This window comes from Agrobacterium sp. DSM 25558 (genome assembly GCF_900100825.1).
Classification (GTDB): Bacteria; Pseudomonadota; Alphaproteobacteria; order Rhizobiales; family Rhizobiaceae; genus Agrobacterium.
On sequence record NZ_FMUD01000015.1, the window covers coordinates 62642 to 83882 of the forward strand.

At 56.0% G+C, this 21241-nt stretch carries 23 protein-coding genes and 1 pseudogene; 8 read left to right on the forward strand and 16 right to left on the reverse strand.

The genetic code is table 11. The features are described 5' to 3' along the window. The first annotated feature begins 11 nt into the window (after nt 1-11). The 3 genes from traF to DSM25558_RS14285 are packed head-to-tail and all read left to right on the forward strand — an operon-like array spanning nt 12 to nt 2342. Nucleotides 12-548 (forward strand): conjugative transfer signal peptidase TraF, encoded by a 537-nt coding sequence (traF, locus tag DSM25558_RS14275; RefSeq protein ID WP_065661779.1) that lies wholly within the window; start codon nt 12-14, stop codon nt 546-548. Then, complete coding sequence (locus DSM25558_RS14280; RefSeq protein ID WP_077105417.1) at nt 538-1701, forward strand: conjugal transfer protein TraB; 1164 nt, start codon at nt 538-540, stop codon at nt 1699-1701. The genes traF and DSM25558_RS14280 overlap by 11 nt, the downstream gene beginning before the upstream one ends. 17 nt (nt 1702-1718) lie before the next feature. Then, nucleotides 1719-2342, forward strand: coding sequence for a TraH family protein (locus DSM25558_RS14285; RefSeq protein WP_077105418.1), 624 nt, complete (start codon nt 1719-1721; stop codon nt 2340-2342). Between the two features lie 166 nt (nt 2343-2508). Here DSM25558_RS14285 and DSM25558_RS14290 read toward each other — a convergent pair whose 3' ends face one another. The 3 genes from DSM25558_RS14290 to DSM25558_RS14300 all read right to left on the reverse strand — a co-directional run bounded on the left by DSM25558_RS14290 (nt 2509) and on the right by DSM25558_RS14300 (nt 3788). Further along, nucleotides 2509-2883: a DUF5615 family PIN-like protein gene (locus DSM25558_RS14290; RefSeq protein ID WP_077105419.1), complete on the reverse strand. Its 375-nt coding sequence runs from the start codon at nt 2881-2883 to the stop codon at nt 2509-2511. Then, on the reverse strand, nt 2880-3503 hold the full coding sequence (locus DSM25558_RS14295; RefSeq protein WP_065661783.1) for a DUF433 domain-containing protein: 624 nt from the start codon (nt 3501-3503) through the stop codon (nt 2880-2882). The genes DSM25558_RS14290 and DSM25558_RS14295 overlap by 4 nt, the downstream gene beginning before the upstream one ends. Nucleotides 3504-3566: 63 nt before the next feature. After that, a complete protein-coding gene (locus DSM25558_RS14300) occupies nt 3567-3788 on the reverse strand; it encodes a helix-turn-helix domain-containing protein (RefSeq protein WP_065661784.1) in 222 nt (73 codons plus the stop codon). A gap of 217 nt (nt 3789-4005) precedes the next feature. Here DSM25558_RS14300 and DSM25558_RS14305 point away from each other — a divergent pair, with 217 nt between their 5' ends. Next, nucleotides 4006-4329: a transcriptional repressor TraM gene (locus DSM25558_RS14305; RefSeq protein ID WP_077105420.1), complete on the forward strand. Its 324-nt coding sequence runs from the start codon at nt 4006-4008 to the stop codon at nt 4327-4329. A gap of 2 nt (nt 4330-4331) precedes the next feature. Here DSM25558_RS14305 and DSM25558_RS14310 read toward each other — a convergent pair whose 3' ends face one another. The 13 genes and pseudogenes from DSM25558_RS14310 to DSM25558_RS14370 form a co-directional block, all read right to left on the reverse strand. Next, nucleotides 4332-5036 carry an autoinducer binding domain-containing protein gene (locus DSM25558_RS14310; RefSeq protein WP_077105421.1) on the reverse strand — a complete coding sequence of 235 codons (705 nt, stop codon included), beginning with the start codon at nt 5034-5036 and terminating at the stop codon, nt 4332-4334. Nucleotides 5037-5298: 262 nt separating this feature from the next. After that, nucleotides 5299-6597 (reverse strand): annotated as a pseudogene (trbI, locus tag DSM25558_RS14315) (IncP-type conjugal transfer protein TrbI). 12 nt (nt 6598-6609) lie between these two features. Then, nucleotides 6610-7050: a conjugal transfer protein TrbH gene (gene trbH / locus DSM25558_RS14320; protein WP_077105422.1), complete on the reverse strand. Its 441-nt coding sequence runs from the start codon at nt 7048-7050 to the stop codon at nt 6610-6612. Between the two features lie 2 nt (nt 7051-7052). Then, nucleotides 7053-7862, reverse strand: a complete 810-nt coding sequence (trbG, locus tag DSM25558_RS14325) for a P-type conjugative transfer protein TrbG (RefSeq protein WP_077105423.1) — start codon at nt 7860-7862, stop codon at nt 7053-7055. 16 nt (nt 7863-7878) lie between these two features. After that, on the reverse strand, nt 7879-8541 hold the full coding sequence (locus DSM25558_RS14330) for a conjugal transfer protein TrbF (RefSeq protein ID WP_065661789.1): 663 nt from the start codon (nt 8539-8541) through the stop codon (nt 7879-7881). Nucleotides 8542-8561: 20 nt separating this feature from the next. Next, nucleotides 8562-9743, reverse strand: a complete 1182-nt coding sequence (gene trbL, locus DSM25558_RS14335; RefSeq protein ID WP_077105424.1) for a P-type conjugative transfer protein TrbL — start codon at nt 9741-9743, stop codon at nt 8562-8564. After that, complete coding sequence (gene trbK / locus DSM25558_RS14340; RefSeq protein ID WP_077105425.1) at nt 9737-9931, reverse strand: entry exclusion protein TrbK; 195 nt, start codon at nt 9929-9931, stop codon at nt 9737-9739. Before trbK ends, trbL begins: the two co-directional genes overlap by 7 nt. After that, entirely contained in the window at nt 9928-10734 is an 807-nt protein-coding gene (trbJ, locus tag DSM25558_RS14345; RefSeq protein ID WP_077105426.1) for a P-type conjugative transfer protein TrbJ, read from the reverse strand. The genes trbK and trbJ overlap by 4 nt, the downstream gene beginning before the upstream one ends. Continuing rightward, on the reverse strand, nt 10706-13162 hold the full coding sequence (locus DSM25558_RS14350; RefSeq protein ID WP_077105427.1) for a conjugal transfer protein TrbE: 2457 nt from the start codon (nt 13160-13162) through the stop codon (nt 10706-10708). The genes trbJ and DSM25558_RS14350 overlap by 29 nt, the downstream gene beginning before the upstream one ends. 10 nt (nt 13163-13172) lie before the next feature. Then, nucleotides 13173-13472 carry a conjugal transfer protein TrbD gene (locus tag DSM25558_RS14355; RefSeq protein WP_077105428.1) on the reverse strand — a complete coding sequence of 100 codons (300 nt, stop codon included), beginning with the start codon at nt 13470-13472 and terminating at the stop codon, nt 13173-13175. Then, nucleotides 13465-13848 (reverse strand): TrbC/VirB2 family protein, encoded by a 384-nt coding sequence (locus DSM25558_RS14360; protein ID WP_077105429.1) that lies wholly within the window; start codon nt 13846-13848, stop codon nt 13465-13467. Before DSM25558_RS14360 ends, DSM25558_RS14355 begins: the two co-directional genes overlap by 8 nt. Beyond that, nucleotides 13838-14815: a P-type conjugative transfer ATPase TrbB gene (trbB, locus tag DSM25558_RS14365; RefSeq protein WP_077105430.1), complete on the reverse strand. Its 978-nt coding sequence runs from the start codon at nt 14813-14815 to the stop codon at nt 13838-13840. Before trbB ends, DSM25558_RS14360 begins: the two co-directional genes overlap by 11 nt. After that, complete coding sequence (locus tag DSM25558_RS14370) at nt 14812-15450, reverse strand: acyl-homoserine-lactone synthase (RefSeq protein WP_077105431.1); 639 nt, start codon at nt 15448-15450, stop codon at nt 14812-14814. The genes trbB and DSM25558_RS14370 overlap by 4 nt, the downstream gene beginning before the upstream one ends. 386 nt (nt 15451-15836) lie before the next feature. Between DSM25558_RS14370 and repA the strand changes: the two genes are divergently transcribed. The 4 genes from repA to DSM25558_RS14400 all read left to right on the forward strand — a co-directional run bounded on the left by repA (nt 15837) and on the right by DSM25558_RS14400 (nt 21236). Then, nucleotides 15837-17027 carry a plasmid partitioning protein RepA gene (gene repA / locus DSM25558_RS14375; RefSeq protein WP_042615767.1) on the forward strand — a complete coding sequence of 397 codons (1191 nt, stop codon included), beginning with the start codon at nt 15837-15839 and terminating at the stop codon, nt 17025-17027. Between the two features lie 84 nt (nt 17028-17111). Further along, nucleotides 17112-18107: a plasmid partitioning protein RepB gene (gene repB / locus DSM25558_RS14380; protein WP_077105432.1), complete on the forward strand. Its 996-nt coding sequence runs from the start codon at nt 17112-17114 to the stop codon at nt 18105-18107. A gap of 155 nt (nt 18108-18262) precedes the next feature. Continuing rightward, on the forward strand, nt 18263-19504 hold the full coding sequence (repC, locus tag DSM25558_RS14385) for a plasmid replication protein RepC (RefSeq protein WP_077105433.1): 1242 nt from the start codon (nt 18263-18265) through the stop codon (nt 19502-19504). A gap of 1072 nt (nt 19505-20576) precedes the next feature. Continuing rightward, on the forward strand, nt 20577-21236 hold the full coding sequence (locus DSM25558_RS14400; RefSeq protein WP_077105436.1) for a hypothetical protein: 660 nt from the start codon (nt 20577-20579) through the stop codon (nt 21234-21236). Nucleotides 21237-21241 lie beyond the last annotated feature (5 nt).

Here is a 21241-nt window from a genome sequence, read left to right on the forward strand (position 1 = left end):
CGCTCCGGTCCATGACCGCTCAGCAGCGACGAGCGATAGTGGCTCTGTCGGTAGTGGCCGTAGCCGCCATCCTGCTGGTGGTAACCGCCGTCTCCGGCGGTTACCGCATCAATCTGACCCCGAGCGCGCCACTCGGCCTGTGGCGTATCATCCCGCTTCATCGACCGGCAGCAGTCGACGACCTCTTGTTCATTTGCCCACCGGAAACGGTGGCGATGCGTGCAGCTAGGGCACGAGGTTATTTCCACTCTGGTTCCTGCCCAGGCGGTTTCGCACCTTTGATCAAGACAGTAATCGCCGTTGCAGGACAGCATGTCGAAATCGGCGACAGCGTGAGCGTGGATGGAAGGAGGGCCCCCTCCTCAGATATCGCACTGCGCGATGGAAAAGGTCGGTCGTTGACGCCCTTTCCGAGTGGCACCATTCCGCCAGGACATGTCTTCCTTTATTCCTCGTTTCCAGGCTCTTACGACGCCCGATACTTCGGTCCGGTGCCCGCCTCTGGCGTTCTCGGTCTGGCGCAGGAGGTCCTCACCTATGCGCCGTGAAGATCTTCGGGCGGCTGCACCCGTTTTCGCTTCCATCGCGATCGGCCTGGTGGGCTGGAGCGGCCACGTGTTGCTTTTGCCGGTTGCGCTGGGATTTCCCGTTCTTTGGTCAATCGCGCGAACGAGATTGGTGGCGGCATGTGTATCGGCCGGATATTTCCTGGCCGCATCGCGAGGTTTGCCACAGGGCGTCGCCGCCTTCTATTCGTCCGATATCTGGCCGGGGTTGTTGCTCTGGCTGTGCGCGTCGTTGGGCTTCGTTGCCGTGCATACGGTACTTTGGACAAGGAACAGCGGAGTCCGTCCGTTTCGCTATCTTGTGGCAGCAGCCGTCATGGCCATCCCACCATTCGGCATCACGGGCTGGGCGCATCCCGTCACAGCCGCGGGTGTTGTGTTTCCAGGATGGGGATGGTGGGGACTTGGGTTCATGACAGCTGGCCTTGTGGGCCTTGTAACCCGCACTTGGCCAGCTGTTGCCACTGCCTTGACAGGCTTGTGGCTTTGGTCCGCCGCGATCTGGACCGATCCGACCCTACCTGAGGGATGGCGCGGCGTCGATCTGCAAATGGGCGCTTCGCTTGGTCGGGACGCCGGTCTTCAACGCCAACGTGACTTGAGAGAAACGTTTCAGAATGCGGCCAGCGATGGCGCACGTTACGTGGTGCTTCCCGAAAGTACGCTTGGCTTCTGGACACCGACTGTCGAGCGGCTTTGGGCCGGCGCATTCCGTGCAAGCGGGGAGACGGCTATTGCTGGTGCCGCGCTGCTTGACGCCACCGGGTATGACAATGTCCTGGTCGCGATCGACAGCAGGGGTGGCCGCATCGTCTATCGGGAACGTATGCCGGTTCCTGGCGCGATGTGGCAACCATGGCGATCCTTGTTCGGGCAGAGCGGTGGAGCAAGGGCGGATTTCTTTGCGAACCCCGTAATCCCGATCGGCGCCAATCGGGCAGCGCCGCTGATCTGCTACGAGCAACTGCTCGTGTGGCCGATCCTCCAGTCCATGCTGCACGACCCGGATTTTGTCGTTGCCGTGGGAAATGGCTGGTGGACCAGAGGGACGTCGATCATTGCCATCCAGCGTGCCACAGCGACTTCGTGGGCAAAGCTCTTCGCAAGACCGCTTGTCGTTGCCTTTAACTCTTGAAAGCCGAGGAACACTCCATGCTCGACGCCGCACTGATAAAGGAATGCGCAGACCCTTTCGTCAAACCCGCGATCGTGGAGCAATTTGTGAGGGCAGCGGGCTCGGCCGATCCCCTCACCGTGACCGTCAAATCCGGCGGTCGAATGATTCTTGTTCCGAAACCAGCATCGGTAGAGGACGCTATGGCGATTGTGCGGCAATATGCTGGCCATGCGGTTGTTCGCGTTGGGCTGACCCAGCTCCCTGCTGGTGTGGGAGTGACAAAACCCGCGGATCTGAAACCCGACCTTGTCGATGCGTGCCAAAACCTTCGCATAGGGACGGCGATGTTCGCCAAGGTCCTCAGGATCGTCGCGAAATGGTATGGTAATCCCACTGGAGAAGACGTGTTCCAGCAAATGTTCGAGGATGCAGTCTATGCCTGGAAGACCGGTGAGTTCGAGGGTGTGAGTATTTTTCACGCGGAGGATCCGGGTAGGGCAATAACCACCCAAAAGAAACCGCAGGCTGCTGATACAGCGGAGGCGGCTACGGTCGATGCCGAGGCTCCCATGCAGACTGAGGTGGAATCCTTGGACGAAAAGAAAATAGGCGCTGCGGAGATGCGGGTGGACTTATCTCGCATCGGTGCTCAGCCATAGCGTGAGGTCGTCTTCCCGTGAGGAACGTCGGTCGAACTACTTACCAGCGGTGGTCCGAGAGCATCAAATTAGTGTGTTTCCAACGCATGAAATTAGTGTGAGCAAATATACAACGCCGACGGATCGAGATTTGGATCGATCTGTACAAATTGGCGGGTATGGTTCTTCACTCTGGCAGTGCATAGCGCGTCAGTAGAGCCTCTTCCCCGTCGATGGCGATTTCGATCACCTCGTTCACCAGGTCCGGAGAACCGCCAAGTTCCTGCAAAACGAGCGTGAACAATTCCCGCTGCTGCACTGGTAGGACCTGCGGTACGATGATCACAAGGCCAGCATGCAGATCCTCTCGCGCATGGAGTTTCCTGAAATCACGGGCGTTGTTCGTAACGAATGTAAAGTCTTCCGCGACGATTCGGGGCATCAGATCCCAGTCGGTCTCGCCGCTCAGGCCCAGCCAATTGACGTGAAAGCAATCGTGGCCGTGCTCTTGAGCCACAGCCACGAGAGACGTGTGCAGGCATTCATCGACGAGGAACTTCACGAAGCCTTGCCCGAGGGCTTTTCGGCTTCAAGAGGCAAGCGCTTCACCGACTTCACTTTCAGTCCCTGTTCCGACAACTTTCGTGGCCGCCCACGGGCAGGATGAGCCGCTACCCAGATTTCGGCGAGGTCCACCATACGCGTAGTAAGAGCTGGATAGCCCTCGACGATCTCGTCCGTAGCGGCGCCTTGCAATTTCATCGCAGCGATCGTTCGGACTGGAACGCGCGTGCCTTTGAAGACCGGCTCGCCGCCAACCACGCCTTTCACGCTGTGTATGATCTTGTCCGCTTCCCTGAGCGCTTCGCCACGCGCGGTTAAATGCTCCCTCGCTCTCGCAACGTCGACGATCAGATAGTCGTCCGCTCTGACGGTGTCGGCTTCAGGATTTTCGTCGATGGCGGCAAAAAGGCGCTTCCTGCGTTCGGCGGAAAGGATTGAACCGACGCCGAACCAGAGCTTCAGGCGCAACAGATCGTCGTCAGTGATCGCACGGCTGCGCGAATTGGAAGACAGACTTCCAATGATTCGTTTGTCGATTGCGTTATGTACCGATTTAATGCCGATCTCACTCACGGCAGCCGCCTCAGTGGGCGTATATTCACGAAGTGCTACAACCATAATCATTCTCCTTGAGGAGAATATATACGATACTGCGCGTAATCTCAAGGCCGTCGGCTCGCTCTACTCTCTCTCGTTCACTGGACAAATTAACTCGACGTGGCTGACATCCAAGGCCTGAGCGAGTTCATAAAGCGTAATCACGGTCGGGTTGCGCCGCCCTCGTTCTAGACTACTCAGGTATTGTTGACTGAAACCAGAGCGCGCCTCAACCTCTTCCTGGGTCAGGCCTTTCTCCCGACGCAGGCGTGCAAAGTTCGAGCCGACCAGTTTGCGCATGTCCATGCGCAGAAGATCGCTGTTTACACACTTTGAGTTTATCAACTAAAGTATGTAAACGCTCTGCCGATCTGCGCTGATGGTTCGAGTTGGAAACGGTTTCCGTGTTGACCCAAGAACCGAGGCTATTCCTGGACTCAGTGATTGCGGATGTAAGGGTTGGCAATTTATATGGGTGAACCGTCGGTATCAGATGGTGCGAAATGAAGTTAGGAGCGGAGGGATGAATAATGCAGGCTCAGCCGACGGTAACGACGAGGCAGAACACAAAGAATCACAATTCACCTTAATGCAAAAGTCAGAATTGGAAGCTCTGGCGATCGCTGCGATCAAAGTGCACCGCCGCCTAATCGACGCCGACGAAGCTGTTTACGAAGAATGGACCCGCGCCTCATCTGATCCTACGGCGTCGAGCGCTGTAGTCGAAAACTTGCAGCGAGAATACACCGCGCGCCAGCAGAATTCTGAAGCCCAGCAAGAAGAACTTTCGGAAATCATTGATGCGCTCGGCTACGTGCCTGACGTTGCCCCAGATGTTGACGATTGACTCTATAGCAGACCGTGGTCCTTGGCGATTGCGACGAGGTGGGGAACAGTCGCCGCTTCGAGCTTCTCTCGCGCCTTATCCAGATAATGCTGCACCGTCCTCGATTTGATCCCTGTCAACATTGCGGTTTCCGGCGCGCTTTTGCCTTTTGTCGCCCACATGAGACACATAGCCTCTCGTGATGAAAGCACTCTTTTTGGCGAAATGATCATCGTCGCAGCAATGATCTTTAAACGGTAATGGATCGCTAGAACTGCCCGGTACGCCATGTGCGGATCCTGCAACTTTGAAACGTCAGTTGTCAGGGCTGAGGATGCAAATGTTAGCATCATCGTCGATCCGAAACTTCCCTCAACGGGTATCGTCACGCCGCTCCTGATGCCGTGATCGACCGCTTGGTCACGAAATCGTCTGAGTTCGGAACTTCCACGATCCGCCCAATTGTCAGCCGTCCACGAGAACAATTCCATGCGACGTTTGCCTTCCGTAACGACGGGATCAATGCGGGAATATCGGCTTTTGAGATAAACGCCCTGCCAATCTTCTGGATAAGAATTGAAGGTGCGCAGGTCCAACCCCTCGGTATGGAGATATGCGAAACGCTCAAAGCCACATGCATGCGCAAATATCTTCAGTGCACCTTTGATCATGCGCTCATCATGCGCGGCTTCAGTCATATCAATGAGTGAGCGAATGTGACCGTCCACTAACTTTCTCCTATGCGGCGAATGCGAGATGGCCCGAACCAGGCGACACCGAAATTTCTTAAATATAAACTGTTCGGCCATAGGCCATTCTGCGAATGCAGTGACGGATCTGAGTTTACGACGAGATCGCCAAAAAATGTTGCGATATTGATAATACTCAGCTTTTCCGAGCGTTTCTAGAGTTAACTGTCAAAAAAGTGACATACTAATGCAGAATCTTACTAGTATGTACAAGCTTTGATTGAAAATATCGACGTGAAAACTACCGTAGGCTATAGGTCGAGGGAAAAATCATGTCTTGGTCAACAAGGACGTTGAACTTGTAGCCCGGTCGGATGTTGATCGTCGGCTGAACGTTCAGGTTTTTCGATATCGTTTCTTCCGCAACGCGACCGAAGCTCTCGGCGAAATTTCGCCGTGCCGCGTCGGACGCTGTATCCTATGTCGCCAGCGTCGAACTTTGAGGCATCGACATATCGATCCCGGTTCCGATCAATGCCACCAGCGCTGCCGAACCGAAAGTCCTCCACAGTCGGCGATCGACCTTGTCCCGGAAGCCGCCATATCCTTCGGCATCCGTGCCGGCCATGCCGCCGATTTGCAGAGTAGATCCATTTGGGAAAATAAGGTCCGTCCAGACCACAAGAACGCGCTCTTGGCCAAACGATACCTTGGAATCGTAACGACCGAACAGCTTTGCACCCTGCGGGATGAGAAGCCGGTGGCCGGTGGCACTGTCATAGACGTTCTGGCTGACCTGAGCAGTTATACGGCCCGGCAGGTCAGAATTGAGCCCAGTGATCAATGTGGCGGGAATGACCGATCCGCGCTTCAATTCATTGGGTGACATCTGCGGCACGACCTGGTTCGGCAGATAGCCGAGATCCTTGATGTCCTGGTTGAAAAAATCCTCCTTCGATGCTTGCCCGTTCTGATCTGCGTTCTGTCCCATCAAGCCGGATTGCAGTGCCGCAGCATAAAGATCGGATGTCCTGTTCGCAGCGCTGGTGGCTGGCTGTCGGCCAGTGTCACTTTTGGTATTCACGGTACTATCGATATCCGAAACGTCGACCTTCAGCGGCGAATCGAGCGCTGTGGCACGAGCCTGAATGCGGGCCATGCGTTGGCGCTGCGCCTCTCGCATATACTGTTCATCCTGCTCTCGCTTCAGGCGAGCCTTCCAGACCTCTTCCGGTTCGAGACTTTGCCCACTTTCTTCTCGCTCAACTGACTGGCGCTCGACGATCGGTTGCTGCTTCTCCGATTTTTCCATTTCGACAGGTGCCGGTTGGAAAACCTCCTGTTTGTCCGGCTCACCGATAATTCCATCGGAAATACCCCGCTTGAGTTGATCCCCGAAACTAGTCGCGGGGCTGTTAGAAGCGTCATCGAAGTTCCCACGATTGAAAGAAAGTCCGCGCAGTGACAGGCCAATCACAACAACGCCGATAAAGACCACGACGACAATGATTGCTATGATGATCGGCAAGCGGTTGAGTCGGCGCATGCCATTCTGTTCGTCTGCTTGGCTTGACGTGCCGAGCTGGAGCGACTGAACCATTGTAAATCTCCGTCAGTTGCGCTGCATGATCGAAAGCGGACTGGTTGGCGCCGCGCCGGCCGCACTCGGCGCATATGCACGGCTCAGTGCTATCGATGAAGTTGATACGCGGGCCAGAATTTGTCCGTCGAAGCCCTCGATTGCATAAGCAAGCTCGATGAGCGTGGCGGTCTTAGATACCTTGCCGTCCGGGACGACCCTATAGCCCCAGCCTTTCAGGGCTGCTTCGAGGGCAGTCCCGAATTCCGACTTATCGTTGTGCATGACAATCATCGTGGTTCCGCCAGCCGAGCCGATCTGCTGAGCCAAGCGGCTTGCCATGTCGCCTGCGACCGCGCTCGCGGCTGGTCCGCTTATCGAAACGGGGGCAGAGCTGGTTATCAAGGTGTCGTCTGCCGTCTGGCAACCAGAGAGAAACGCACCCGCAACACAATATGCGAAAAGCCTGCGCATGGTCAGCCTCCCCGCCGGATGGTAATCTTCTGTTGCCGCCAACCAACGCCTGATACGAGGATCGCCTTGTCGATCGCATAGTCGACCGTCATCATGTCGTTCTTCATCCGGTAGTTGACGATACGGTTTTGACCGGCTGAAACGACGAAGAGCACAGGTGCGTCCTGTCCCGAAATAGACTTCGGGAACTGGATATAGGTCTTCACCCCGTCGGAATAGACCCGCTTCGGTTTCCACGATGCGCCGCCGCTCACCGAATAGGAGAAGTTCAGTTTCTCCGGCGCAGTGCCCGGAATACCGGCCGTTTCGAGACGGGAATTGATGTCGGCGAGTTTGGTGGAAACATCTTCCGGATACTCGAACCCGACCCGCGCCATGTACTGGCTTTGATGGGATTTGAGCTGAATGTGATAGGTGCGACGGGAGGTCGTGACGACCATTGAGGTGAGAAGGCCTGGTTCCGACGGTTTGACAATGAGATGGATCGCCTGTCCGCTTGTCGCCCCCGAAGTGGCAGGTTCCACCTTCCACCTCACCGTGTCGCCGACAAGTACGTCGCGGACAATCTCCCCACCCTGAAGTTCGATGTCGCAGACCTGCAGTGGAGAGCAGATAACGGACGGCTGGGTCTGGCCGAACAGAAAGATGACCTTCCCGTCCGGACCTGTCGTGACCAGTCCCGGTGTGCCGCGCCATTTCCGTGAAAGATTTGTACCTTTCAGTTCGTTACTCGTCATGCTCTGAGCATATGCGCCCCCCGCAAGGGCGGTCATGCAGACGGCGGCTGCCAATCGTAGTCGTGTTCTGTGCATTGAAAATCCCCTGCCCTTAAAGCTGTGCTGTCCAATCGAAATCCCGGACGTAAAGGCCGATTGGATTGAGGCGGATCGTCGCCTCATCCTGAGGCGCGGTGATCGTTACAGTCGCGATCCCGCGAAACCGCCGCGTGCCAGTTTCTTTTCCCTTGCGGTCCCGTTCATATTCGGTCCAGTCGATCTGATAGGTCTGGTTGGAGAGCGCAACGATGTTGTTGACCTCGATTGCAACCGTTGAAGCTTTTGCCTTCTCGAATGGAGAATTGCCTCGGAACCAGGCGTTGACCTTCTCGGTCGACGGGTCGGAGGTGCGGAGAAGCGCGTAGGTGCGGTCGATATATTGTTTCTGCACCACTGCGTCCGGGGTGATCGAGCGAAAACTCGTGACGAAGTTGCCGAGCGTGGCACGCACCACGCGCACGTCGGCATACTCGATCTGCTGCGGAAAGCCTGCTGTGACGGCGGTCCCAAGCTTGTCCACCTCGACGATGTACGGCACCAGCCGAACTTGCGTGCTCAGATACATCGCATAGCCAAAGCCGATCACCGCCATGGCCAGCCCAAGGACTCCGACGATGCGCCATGCGGCAGCCGCCTTCACATAGGAGCCATAGCGTTCCGTCCATTCCTGGCGAGCGGCAAGATACGGGTTTTCCGGGGCACGGTTTGCGGCCATTTATTCTTCCCTTGTTTCGATTATGGTTTGTCATTGCGTTCGGGAAGAGGTTTCGGCCCGTTGTGACCGCCACGCTGTTCATCGAGCTTGGCGTTGGCCAACCCGAGGATCGACCCCGCATAGGCGCCGGGAGAACCGATCGCTTTTTCCTTCGCGGCTGATCCCGCAGCCTGTGCGCCGGAAGTGAAGCTCGCGCCCATGCCGCGCAGAGCAGCACCAGCGACCGATGAGCCCCCAGCGCGTGCGGCTTGTGCCGCCGCAAATCCCGCGCCTGCCGCGCCGGCGGCGAGAAAGCCAGCGCCTGCGGCGAAAGACGCCGCCTGGCCTCCGTGACGGATTGCTTCCATTCCTCCAGACACTGATGCGCCTTGGACAACGCCTTGGATGATGTTCGGGACATACATGGCGATGATAAAGACCACTACCGAGATACCGGAAATAGCCAACGTCGTGACAAACTGGTCCGACGATGCCGTGGGCGCTTGGGCGAGACCAAGCAGAACGCTCGATCCGATCTTGGCAATCATCACCAGGGCCATCAGTTTCATTCCGACACCAAAGGAATAGACGAGGTAGCGGACGGCGAAGTCTTTGGTGAAGGACGAACCGCCCAGTCCGAGCATGATCATGCCGGCGAGCAGTCCGACATACATCTCAACCATTACCGATACGAAGATCGCTGCAACAAGTGAGAACGAGATGACAACGATGCCCATGGCGAGAACTGCTGCGATCGCAAGGGCATTGTCTTCGAACACCCCGAATTGTGCCTGCCCTGACATTTGAGACGCAACGCGTATGCCGGCATCGAAGACCTCAGCGGGCGACGCTGAACCGCCGCCGGCACCAATCTGGAAAAGGCTGTCGACTACAGCTCGCGCAAAGGTTGGACCCTGCGCCAAGACAAAGGCAAAGAACCCGATAAACATGATCCGCCGGACCAGTTCGGCGAACCAGCTGTCTAGCGTGGCGGATTGAATCGCCAGCCAAACCGCCGCAATGCCGATCTCGATCGTTGCGAGAATCCAGAACAGCGATCTCGCAGCGTCCATTACGGTAGTCTCCCACCCCTTCGCAGCGGTCGAGACTTGGTTTTCGAGTTCCGTGAGAACCTGTCCTTCCTGCGCGAACACGGGAACAGCAAAGGCTAGGACATAGAGACCTATAATCAGGAACGAGCGTGCGGCGGCTATTTTCACCATCTCGGGCGCATCTCCTGACCTTCCTTGATTGGCGGCAGTTCCCTTTCAGAGCCAAAAAAACCTTCCCAGGCGGCGCGCTGCGCTTGCGTCGGCGGGGGTGTTCCTGTGTTTCGGGAACTGACGATCAGCACCGTTGCAGCCGAAGCGGCAACGGCGAGCAGCAAGGCAACGGGGAAGGCACGGCTCACCAGCGAGGCTCCATCTTCTGGCCCTGCGGCACGTTCTTTACCTCAGCGTTGAAGAACTTTTCACGCCGTGCCTGTGCAAGGTCCTTGTCGGTTTGTTCTGTCTGCAGCCACGTGCCCATCATCGTCATCTGTTGGGAGACGAGACCGCGAAGCTTCTGCATTTGTGCGACTTGCTGAGCCGCGATCTCATGCCCGACCTGCAGAGCTTTCACCTGCCCATCTGCCGTCTCCGACATCGACCGTAGTGACGACATCGTATCTTCTTCGCTATCGAATTGGTCGGCCGTAAGACTAGCCGCCCTCAGCGAGCTGGCGATCGTGTCGCGGTTGGTGTCCGACCAGGACTGGTAGGTCGAGGAGAACGTGGCGTTGTCGGATAAACTCGTCCTGAGATCAGCGTAACTCTCAAAGCGCTGATGAAGAACATCATCGGCATTGCCCAGAGAAAATGAGATGCTCTGACCCTGTTCGACAATGCTGCGTAGCTGGTTGAGATCGCTTTCGACCTTTCCCCAGGCATAACTGGGAAGCTGCGCAGTGTTTTGCAGCATGTTCTCGTAGATTTTCAGCTGGTTCTGGATCTGCTCCGCAAGCTGGCTGATCTGGGTCAACTGATTGTCGACCTGGATGCCGGAGCTTTTCATAAGGTCTACGAGTTGCGCGTTGTTGGCCAGCTGCGTCCATTCTGTTGCGGCGCCGGCGGCTGAACCGGCTTGCACCGAACCTTGATTGACAACCGTGATGGCGAGCGCCGCCGCCAGGCAGGCAATCCTTCTATTCGTACTTGAGTAGCGATGCGGCATCGTGAACTCCTCTCGTTTCAAGCCAGCGGATCGGCCATTCACGGCCGTGCTCGGATTTAAGGATGCGGACCCGTTTGAGATCCTCTTTGCCCGTCGCGCCGACAAAGCTCAGGGCGACCGGCCCAAGCGACATGTTGAAAAGCCGCCGGCCTTCCGGCGTGGCGACGTAGTACTCGCGCTTTGGTATCGCCGTTGCGACGATCTCGATCTGCCGCTCATTAAAACCGATACGCTCGTAGAATTCGCGCGTCCCGGACTCGCGGGCGGCGCCGTTTGGAAGGCAAATCTTGGTCGGGCAGGATTCTTTCAAGACGTCGATGATACCGGACCGTTCGGCGTCCGAGATCGACTGGGTCGCAAGGACGACAGCGCAATTCGCCTTGCGCAACACCTTGAGCCATTCCCGGATTTTGTCGCGGAAGACCGGGTGACCGAGCATGAGCCAAGCTTCGTCGAGTACGATCAGGCTCGGCGAACCATCCAGACGCTTCTCGATCCGCCGGAACAGGTAGGTCAGCACGGGCACGAGATTGCGCTCTCCCATATTCATCAACTGCTCTATCTCGAAGGTTTGGAAGGTTCCGAGCGTGAGACCGTCCTCCTCCGCATCGAGAAGCTGACCCATGGGGCCATCGACGGTATAGTGATGCAACGCGTCCTTGATTTCGCGCAACTGAACGCCGCTGACAAAATCCGAGAGTGAGCGGCCAGATGCTTTCGCCATGAGGCCGACCTGCCGAGAGATGGCGTTGCGATGATCCGGGGTGATCGTAATGCCCTGCAGACCGACCAACATTTCGATCCACTCCGTCGCCCAGGCGCGGTCGGCATCAGTCTGGAGTTCGGACAATGGGCAGAAAGCCAGGCCCCTCCCCTCTTCCGCAATGTCACCACCGATCTCGTAGTGATCGCCGCCAGCAGCGAGTGTCAGCGGAAGCAGCGACCTACCTTTATCAAATGCAAAAATCTGCGCATTTTCGTAGCGGCGAAACTGCGCGGCGATCAAGGCAAGAAGTGTCGACTTGCCTGACCCAGTCGGACCGAAGATCAGCGTGTGGCCGACATCATCGACATGCAGGTTGAGACGAAACGCAGTCGAACCGCTCGCAACTTGCATCAAGGGCGGAGAATTCGGTGGGTAAAACGGGCTTGGGGAGATCGGGCTTCCAGACCACACCGAGTTAAGCGGGATCAAGTCGGCGAGATTGTTGGTGTTAATCAGCGGCTCACGGATGTTGCAGTACCAGTTACCAGGCAGACTGCCGAGATAGGCGTCGGTAGCGTTGAGCGTTTCAATCCTTGCCCCGAAACCTTCTGCCTGGATCAGTCGTCGGATCGCTTCGGCCTTCTCCTGCAGTGCTTCGCGATCGCTGTCGAACAACACGATGACGGGCGTATAGTAGCCGTATGCAACAAGCTTCGATGAAGCCTGCGCGATCGCGTCCTCTGTTTCAGCGACCATTGTCATCGCGTCCTGATCGACCGAGCGGCTTTGTGTCTGGAAGATCTGGTCGAAGAACGGCCGGACCTTCTGTTGCCATTTCTTGCGGGTGCGTTCGAGCTTTTGCCGAGCTTCCTCTGCGTCGAGAAAGATGAAACGTGACGACCACCGATAGGTCAGCGGCATAAGATCAAGGCTGTTCAGGATACCCGGCCAGCTTTCGGCCGGCAAACCGTCGATCGCAACGATGCCGAGGAAACGGTTCTCAACTTTTGGTGTCAGCCCGTGCTCAAGCTCGGCGGTTGCGATCCAGTCGAGGTACATGGGGACATCGGGAAGCCGGACCGGATGGCTTTCGCCAGTGATGCAGAACCTTGCGAACTGAAGGAGTTCGTCATAGCGAGCAATCCTCTCCCCTCCCCTCTCGATCGTTTCACGGGTTTCCATTCGCCGGATTGAAAGGGTGTTGGCGAAATACTGCTCAACCTCTCGTATGGCGCTCTTGAAGACAAAGAGCACCGTGTCCGCGTAAGACTTCTTCCGACTCTCTTCGTCTGAATAGATATATTTGCTCAGAGAGGTTCTCTTGGACGCGAGTGGTCGGTAGGTCAGGACGATTGCGTGCTTGCTCTCGAAGTGTCCCTGCTCACGCTCGAAATGTGCCCGTCGCTCGGCGTCGATCGCGCGGGTCACCGGGTCGGGAAAATGGCAGCGGTCTTCTGACGGATAGTCGACTGTTGGAATACGGATAGCCTCTACCTGGATCATCCACCCGCTTCCAAGTCGCGACAGGACCGCATTTATCTGCCGCGAAAGATCGTTGCGCTCCAGATCGGTAGCGCTTTCTGAATCTGGTCCCGCGAAGTACCATCCGGCCATCAGGCTCCCATCCTTCAGGAGCAGGACACCATTGTCGACGAGACCAGCATAAGGAACGAGATCGGCAAAGGAGGGCCCGGTTACCCGGAAGCGCTTGAGAGCTACCATGGCCGCCACCTCAATACCGTCGCCAGGGCGACGTGGTCGCCTTGTAGGTGGGCTTGTAAGAAACGTGTTTGATATAGACCTGGCGCATGAGCGGGTCGGACTTGGCCATCATCCTTAGCGCGCCAACGATCACGACCCAGACAGCAACACCGAAAAGTGCCGAGTAAACTGTCATTACGACAAAGATCAGGATCACGGCCGCAAGGCCGGTGATCAGCACCAGCTCCCTGTCGGCGCCCATCAGCAGATTTGGGCGAGACAGCGCCCGATGGATGCGGTTACGCCGCAGGCGGGATAGGAACTCAGCCATGATCCCCCTCCCCTCCTACGTCCGGAACAATCGGCATCATCTCCACGTCGGTCAGCCCGATCGACGCACCGGTCGCGCCGAACAAGCCGACGATGTTGGTAGCGCCGAGAAGAATGCCGGCAACGAGGACGACGTAGACAAGTCGCCGCGCGAAATCGTTTAACTCACCACCAAAGATGAGCATCCCGCCGGCGATCGCCACGGCTGCAAGCGCGATCGCACCCGCGACAGGCCCGGTGATCGACTCCTGAATCTGCTGCAAAGGACCTTCCCAGGGAAGGCCGCCTCCAGAACTGGCAAGCGCCGGCGCAAACGAGGCAAAAACGATGGGTGCCGCCAAGAGCGCGGCGGCGATGAGGGTATGGTTACGCGACATCGCGCGCCTCCTGTTCTTCCGTGAGCTGATCGGATTCGATTTCATACCGTCCGTTGATGAAACGCTCGACCTGGATGATGTCGCGTACGATCCGCCCGCGCGGTGTTCGCTCGATGGAGATGACCAGGTCTACCGCTTCTCCGATGACCTCGTGCATCGGCTGCTGGCTCGCCTCAGCGGTCAGCTGCTCGAGACGTCGCAGCGCTGACATGGCGGTGTTCGAATGGATGGTCGCTACGCCCCCCGGATGACCAGTGTTCCAGGCTTTAAGCAGTGTAAGAGCTGCGCCGTCGCGAACCTCGCCGACGACAATCCTGTCGGGACGCAGCCGCATGGTGCTCTTGAGCAATCGCCCCATGTCTATCGTATCACTGGTATGCAGGAGGACGGCGTTATCGGCGGCGCACTGTATTTCCGCAGTGTCCTCGAGAATAACCAGACGATCCTCGGGGGCCGATTTGACGATTCCGTCGATCACCGCGTTCGCAAGCGTCGTCTTACCGGAGCCCGTCCCACCGGAAATGATGATGTTCAGCCTCGCTAAAATGGCGCTACGGATCGTGGCGGCCTGGTATTCGGTCATCACACCTGTGCGAACGTAGTCTTCGAGTGGAATGAGGCGTGATGCGCGGCGCCGGATGGTGAATGCGGGCTTTGCGACAACTGGAGGCAACAACCCCTCGAAGCGGTGGCCGCCGATTGGCAGTTCGCCTGAGATGATCGGTTGCTCGGTGTCCACTTCGGACTGAAGCGCATGCGCCACAGTCCCGATCACCATCTCCGCTGCTGCAGATGACATCTCGCCAGCCAGCGCAACGCCATGGTCCAGTCGTTCGATGAACAGTCTTCCGTCCGGATTAAGCATGATCTCGACGACAGTCGCGTCATCCAGGGCGATACAAAGCTGATCGCCCAGCGCTTCCTGAAGTTTGCGGACAAGTCTGGGATGAGAGCGAAGCTGGTTCACGAATGTCTCCTAAGGCTACCTGACCGAGAGGGGTCGAGTTCAGAACAGTAGTCGGAGGGTCGAAGCCTCGCGAATGTGTCCGCGTCGGCGGGAAGTGTGCCAGCGACCGCTATTGTCACACCGATTTTCTTCGGCTCGCCCAAACGCTTTAAAGGCCATCCGACGCGAGCGAGGATTCTCTCAAACCGAAGATCGGTTACTGTGACGATCTCGGTGTACTCATTGGTCATGCACCATTCGACGATGCCCGCGAACATGGTCAGCGTTGCCTGGTGGACCGAGCCTGTTCCCCTCCCCTCCGCGAGAGTGGTATCGACACAAAACCGAGAACTTTCGATCATCGCTGCATGACCGATGAGCTGACCGTCTGGGAGAAGCGAGGGGAAAACGTCGGACACCATAGTCGGACCAAGCGCCGGGAGAAGTCTCGCGCATCCCGCCAGTTGGTCGGTCTCGGTAATCGCGATAACGTAGGTCGGTTGAAGGGCATCGAAGCCGTCCGACTCGCACCCTGCCGTTACGTCGACCTCCCAGCCAAGGCGATCGGAAAAAACCCTCGCACGAAGCTGGTATTGGAGGTGAAGGAGGCGAGCTTCCTGAATCGTCCGGGGTGTTGAGAACGCGATTACCTGCATGACTTTCCTCCGTCATTGGTGGACGGTTTGGAAATCAGCACAGATTCGAACGGCTCGGCAGTTGTATAATCCTACAAGTCGAAGCGTGAGTCGGATCCCTCTCACAGACGTTGTCGCGCCGTGTCTTTCTTTCCAAGTCGCTTTGCACAGGAGTCTTTGTAGGATTCACAGTAAAACGGAGAGTGAACGAACTCGTCCGAAATTGAGTTAAAAAGCTGATTCTGTTAGCTATTTTGCAAATAAAGAGACAAAACGATTTCCGCCTCTTAATTCTTCATTAACTTTAAATCCCTTGCGGCATTATGGGAATCGCGAGATAGTTTCTCAAATGACGGCTTCGCGGCCACTTTTTCGAAAGTGATGCCCTACTGGAAATAGTTCGCAAAATGAGCAACTCGCTGCCCAACAGATTTGATATTGAGATTGCCCAGCAGGGTGCCAAGATCTCCAACGCGTTACATATGTTACGCAGCCAGCAGTATCCTCCTGATGCTCGCAAAGGGCTTCGTAAATTCCAACTAGGGGAAGTCGCGGATTTTATGGGGGTTACCCAGACCCACCTCCGACAACTTCATTCTGACGGAAAGGGCCCGGAGATAGAGTCGGTCAGCGGACGCCGCTACTATACGGCTGATCAAATGTTGGAACTCCGGGACTATCTTGAGGCCAATAAGAAATCTGACAAAAGGTATTACGTTCCTCGGCGACGCGAAGGCGAACCGATGCAGGTCGTCTCGGTCGTAAATTTCAAAGGCGGGAGCGGCAAGACAACTACTGCCGCACACCTCGCGCAATACCTTGCTCTTACTGGCCATCGTGTGTTGGCGGTCGACCTTGATCCTCAGGCGTCCCTCACCTCCCTTTTCGGGATCCAGCCCGAACTCGATGATACGGCGTCCCTGTATGAGGCTCTTCGTTTCGATGAGGAGCGGAAATCTATTGCAGACGTTATACAGCCAACCAATATCCCTGGTCTTGACGTGGTGCCTGCAAATCTGGTCCTGCAGGAGTACGAATATGATGTCCCCCTGGCGATATCCTCCAAGAAAGGTGAGGACGGCCGACTGTTTTATATGCGCATTTTCAATGCGCTGAAGCAGGTGGACGACAGGTATGATGTGGTGGTCATTGATTGCCCGCCACAACTTGGGTATCTGACGATCACGGCGCTCATGGCCTCGACAGGCATTCTGATCACGATCCACCCTCAGATGCTGGATATCATGTCAATGAGCCAATTCCTGATGATGCTGGGCGGTATCATGGGTCCGGTCGCAGAGGCGGGCGCCGAGATGCGTGTCGAGTGGTTCCGCTATCTCGTGACGCGCTTCGAACCGACCGACATCCCCCAGGCACAGATGGTCGGGTTCATGCAATCCATGTTCGCCCAACAGATGTTGCGAAATCATGTGCTCAAATCAACGGCCATCTCTGACGCTTCAATAAAAAAGCAAACACTGTACGAGGTGGAGCGAGGCGATTTCGTCCGGTCTACCTATGATCGGGCAATGGAGAGCCTGAACGCGGCCAATGGTGAAATCCAGGACTTGATCCACGGCGCATGGGGGCGCAAATGACGTACTTGTCAGCCGTTTTTTCACCGGTATTTGTGAACGATATCAATTCCCTGTCGAAGATGAAAGCGAGTTCGGAGGCTGGCTATGGCGCGTGAAAATCCTTTTGCAAAACTGGACATGGCGTCAATCGCGTCAAACCAGACGCCGACAAAACCTGGATACGGCATGACAGGGGCCGCTAAGACCGTCGTTCGGTCGATCGAGGATATGGCGGAGAACAGCAAGAAATTGATGCAGGGCGAGGTGATCGTCGATCTGGACCCGCAGTTAATTGACGGTTCCTTTGTCGCCGATCGCCTTTCCGACGATGGCGAGGAATACCAGGAGCTCAAGCAGGCGATAAAGGAATCCGGCCAGATAACGCCGATTCTGGTTCGCCCCAGCTCATCAGACGGCCAACGCTTCATGGTTGTCTTCGGTCATCGCCGTCTGAAAGTCGCCAGAGAGCTTGGAATTTCGGTCAAGGCAGTCGTCAAGAAACTGGACGATGTTACTTCCGCTATTGCACAGGGACAGGAGAATTCCGCTCGCTCCAACCTGTCGTTCATAGAGCGTGCATATTTCGCACAAAACCTGATTGAGTCGGGAATGACGAAGGACGTGGTTCGGTCGTCACTCGCGATCGATGAGGCGATGCTTTCGAAAATGCTGGGGGTCGTGGAAACTGTCCCGGCTTCGATCCTCAGGGTGCTAGGAGCGTCCAAGAAGATCGGACGCGATAGGTGGCTGAGTCTCCGTCAATTGCTCCTCGCGCCTGCCCTTTCGAAGGTAGCCACAGAGCATACGGAAACTGCCGACTTCATGGAGTTGACCGACGATGAGCGGTTCGATGAACTACATGATTTTTTAAAGCGATACAAAGTCAGATCAGCTGCCAAGAAGCCAAAGACCAGTTCGTCCGTGAAGGACTGGACGTCAACTGACTCTTCGCTGAAATTCGTGATGAACGCCAAGTCGAAGAAAGTTGCGATCGAACTCTCGAATGTCGAAGCGAAGCCTTTCAGTGAGTGGCTTTCAGCCCACATGGATCGTTTGTACGTCGAGTACAGAGGGTCGAAGCAGGAAAACAACGGAGACTGAACAGCAAAAGAAAAAGGCCCCCAAACGGTAAACCGTGGAAGCCTCTCTCGTATCTCTCGCAGGATTGAGAATCGCATTTCCCGGAATCACAGTCAAGAGTCTTGGCGCCGATTTGGTGAGCGAATTTCCTTTGCCTGAAGAAAGGTGAAAGAAAAATGCATACGGGACATATAACGACGCCCTTTGGGCGGCGGCCAGCGAAGCTTGCTTTGGTGAAAGAGCAATTAGCGATCGCTGCATCAACACCAAGCACGCGTGTCGAAAAGTGGAAGGTCTTTCGCGATGTGTGCGAAACGAGGGAGCGCTTCGGCCTGCAGGACCGAGCAATTGCCGTTCTCGATGCCCTTTTGACATTTTACCCTGATACACAGCTCGACGCCTCGAACGGGCTTGTTGTATTCCCATCGAATGCGCAGTTGTCGGTCCGCGCTCATGGGATCACGGAAAGTACACTGCGGCGCCAGCTCGGCGCGCTCGTCGATGCTGGACTTATCCTGCGTCGTGATAGTCCGAACGGGAAACGTTACGCACATCGCAGTCGCGATGGTGAAATCGAAAAAGCCTACGGGTTCGATCTGAGCCCGCTGCTCACACGGTCCACCGAGCTAGCCTTACTGGCCCAAGACGTCGCAGCGGAACGGATGCGGTTTCGCCGGTCAAAAGAAACGCTTACGATATGCCGTCGAGACGTCCGCAAACTGATTACAGCTGCGATCGAGGAAGGTGCCCCTGGCAATTGGGGGCATGTAGAAACAATATACGTTGGAATCCTTAGCCGCCATCCTCGCCACCCAGACAGAAACCAGGTCGAGACAACACTTGGAGAGATGGAGCTTCTGCGTGAAGAAGTCATCAACATGTTGGAGATGCAGTTAGAAACTGAATTTATGCATGGCAATGCCGGTCCAAATGATCGGCACATACAGAATTCAAAATCCGAATCTATAAATGAACTTGAACCTAGCTCCGAAGAAGAGCAGGGCGCAAACGTGCCGGAAGAGCCGAATGCAAGGAGTGTGGCGGGCGCAAAGACTAAGATTAAACTCGAGAAAATAAAGGCTTTCCCGCTTGGCATGGTCCTTCGGGCTTGCCCGCAGATTGTTGACTACGGTCCCGTGGGCGGTATTGCACATTGGCGGGAGCTGATGACCGCGGCCGTGGTGGTCCGCTCGATGATGGGCGTTAGCCCGTCAGCCTACGAGGAGGCTTGCTGTGCGATGGGGCCTGAAAATGCGGCGGTGGCGATGGCGTGCATTCTCGAACGATCGAATTTCATAAACTCGCCTGGTGGCTATCTACGAGACTTGACGAAAAGATCGGAGCAGGGAGAGTTTTCGCTCGGGCCGATGCTGATGTCACTCTTGAGGTCCAATGGTGAAGGGAGTGCTGTTGCGTGACCGATGATTTTACGCAGAACCGCTCGGATAAACTTGTTGCAGCGTATCAACGCTTTCGAGACACGATTGATGCAACGGCACCTGGAGGCAAATGGGTATCACCAGCACCGTCCAACGGACGGTCAGGATGGCAAAGTTAGATATGTATTTGGTGGTAATGAGCCTCTCGGCATTTCAAAAGTCGCTCGATTGCTCGAAATCGAGCGGGATCTTTGTTATGTGGCATTCGATGCGTTTATAAAACTAGTCGCGGAGCAAACGGCCGCGATCACATCGTTCCATGAAAAACAGTCATGGGAGCGGAGGCTTGTCCCAGAGAGGTGGATAGGCTTTAGTCATATGCATAGAACAGTCGCATTTGCCCCCACGATCAGGTCACCCCTGAGGTAGAAGTAGCGAGCAGCAGAAACAGAACTTGTCAGCCGTCTTTTTTCGTCAATTTCTGATTAAGTTCAGGGTGTTATGGGATTTGAGACATAATGTTAACGTGGAGGAAGGGTGCAAATGATGACAGTCGGAGCCAGGGCCTCAAGACGTACGACTTCCACTCCATTGGTTTAGACGTGAGTTACCAGCCAGCAGATGGTCAGCCGCTCACTAATTTTTTCCCGCCAGACAGTGGTGAAGATAGCAGAGCTCCTGCTTTCGAGGTTCTCTCGTGCAGCAAGGTCGCTGGCAACACACTCTTTAGTGGGTGCCTTGGGCCGGCGAGATTGGCACTTGCCGTCTTGCAAACCTAGATTGAGCAGACCCGAAAATCGTCATCAAGCTCATAGTCAGTCGTGATCTTCAACTTTGCGAAGGATCAGCTGATGAACTGGAGGGAAGGCTCCTGACGGGTAGCCAAGCTAAACGACGGATTACCCGCTAGTCAGCGGGCCATTCGTCGAAATCAACCTTTAGGCAAATCAATCACAGGGCCCTATAACACCCCATCGGTATTTAGAGAGAACGAGTTTCCCGATGACGAAAGCCTCCGGCTAAGAACTTTACCGGATATTGACGATGTTCATGCTTGTCGGTCTCTCGTGACTAGACGTAATCAGATGATCGGGTGCGAAGGGTAGTAACAATGGCCGCTGAAATCGAAGTGTTTAGAGATATGTCCCTCCATGGACCCTCTGAAAGACGAGCAAAGCTGCGTGAAGCGCTTATAGCCGCCGCATCCGGCGATTGGGACGTGGATCTGGAGCGTTCAGCGGAAGTGAAAAGTAGCGCAGTAACCGATGCGGATGTGGTGCTTTTCCGTTGCGCCGGGAATAACGAGCACCCAGCAGCTGGCCTCACCCTTTGGGAGACGCAGGAGGGATACTACGTGCCGAACGTCGTACCCTTAGAATTTGGATCCCTCACCAAGCGCGAGTACAACGCAATCCTCCAGGAGTTTATCGATGCAATCGCCCAGCCGGTAGCATATCGACTAGGATTTGAATTACGGGCGACCGAATCTCGACAAACGCTGGCCGATTGGGTTTCCGACGAGGTAGGGACAAAGCTTAAGAGATTTTCTGGCGCTGCAAATAAATCGACTGGCGCGAGTCATCCAAGCGACGAAAGACGCTGGTTCGATTTCATCGTTGCGGCTCACCGTAGACACGAGCGGCTTGACCCCGGCACGCTCTTTAGGTGGCTGCATGAGGCAGAGGGCTGGGACGAGGAAACGGCTCACAAACTCGCTGGTGACTATGAAAACGCTCGAGCGCTTCTGAAATATTCTGACGAAGATCGTTAGTAGCC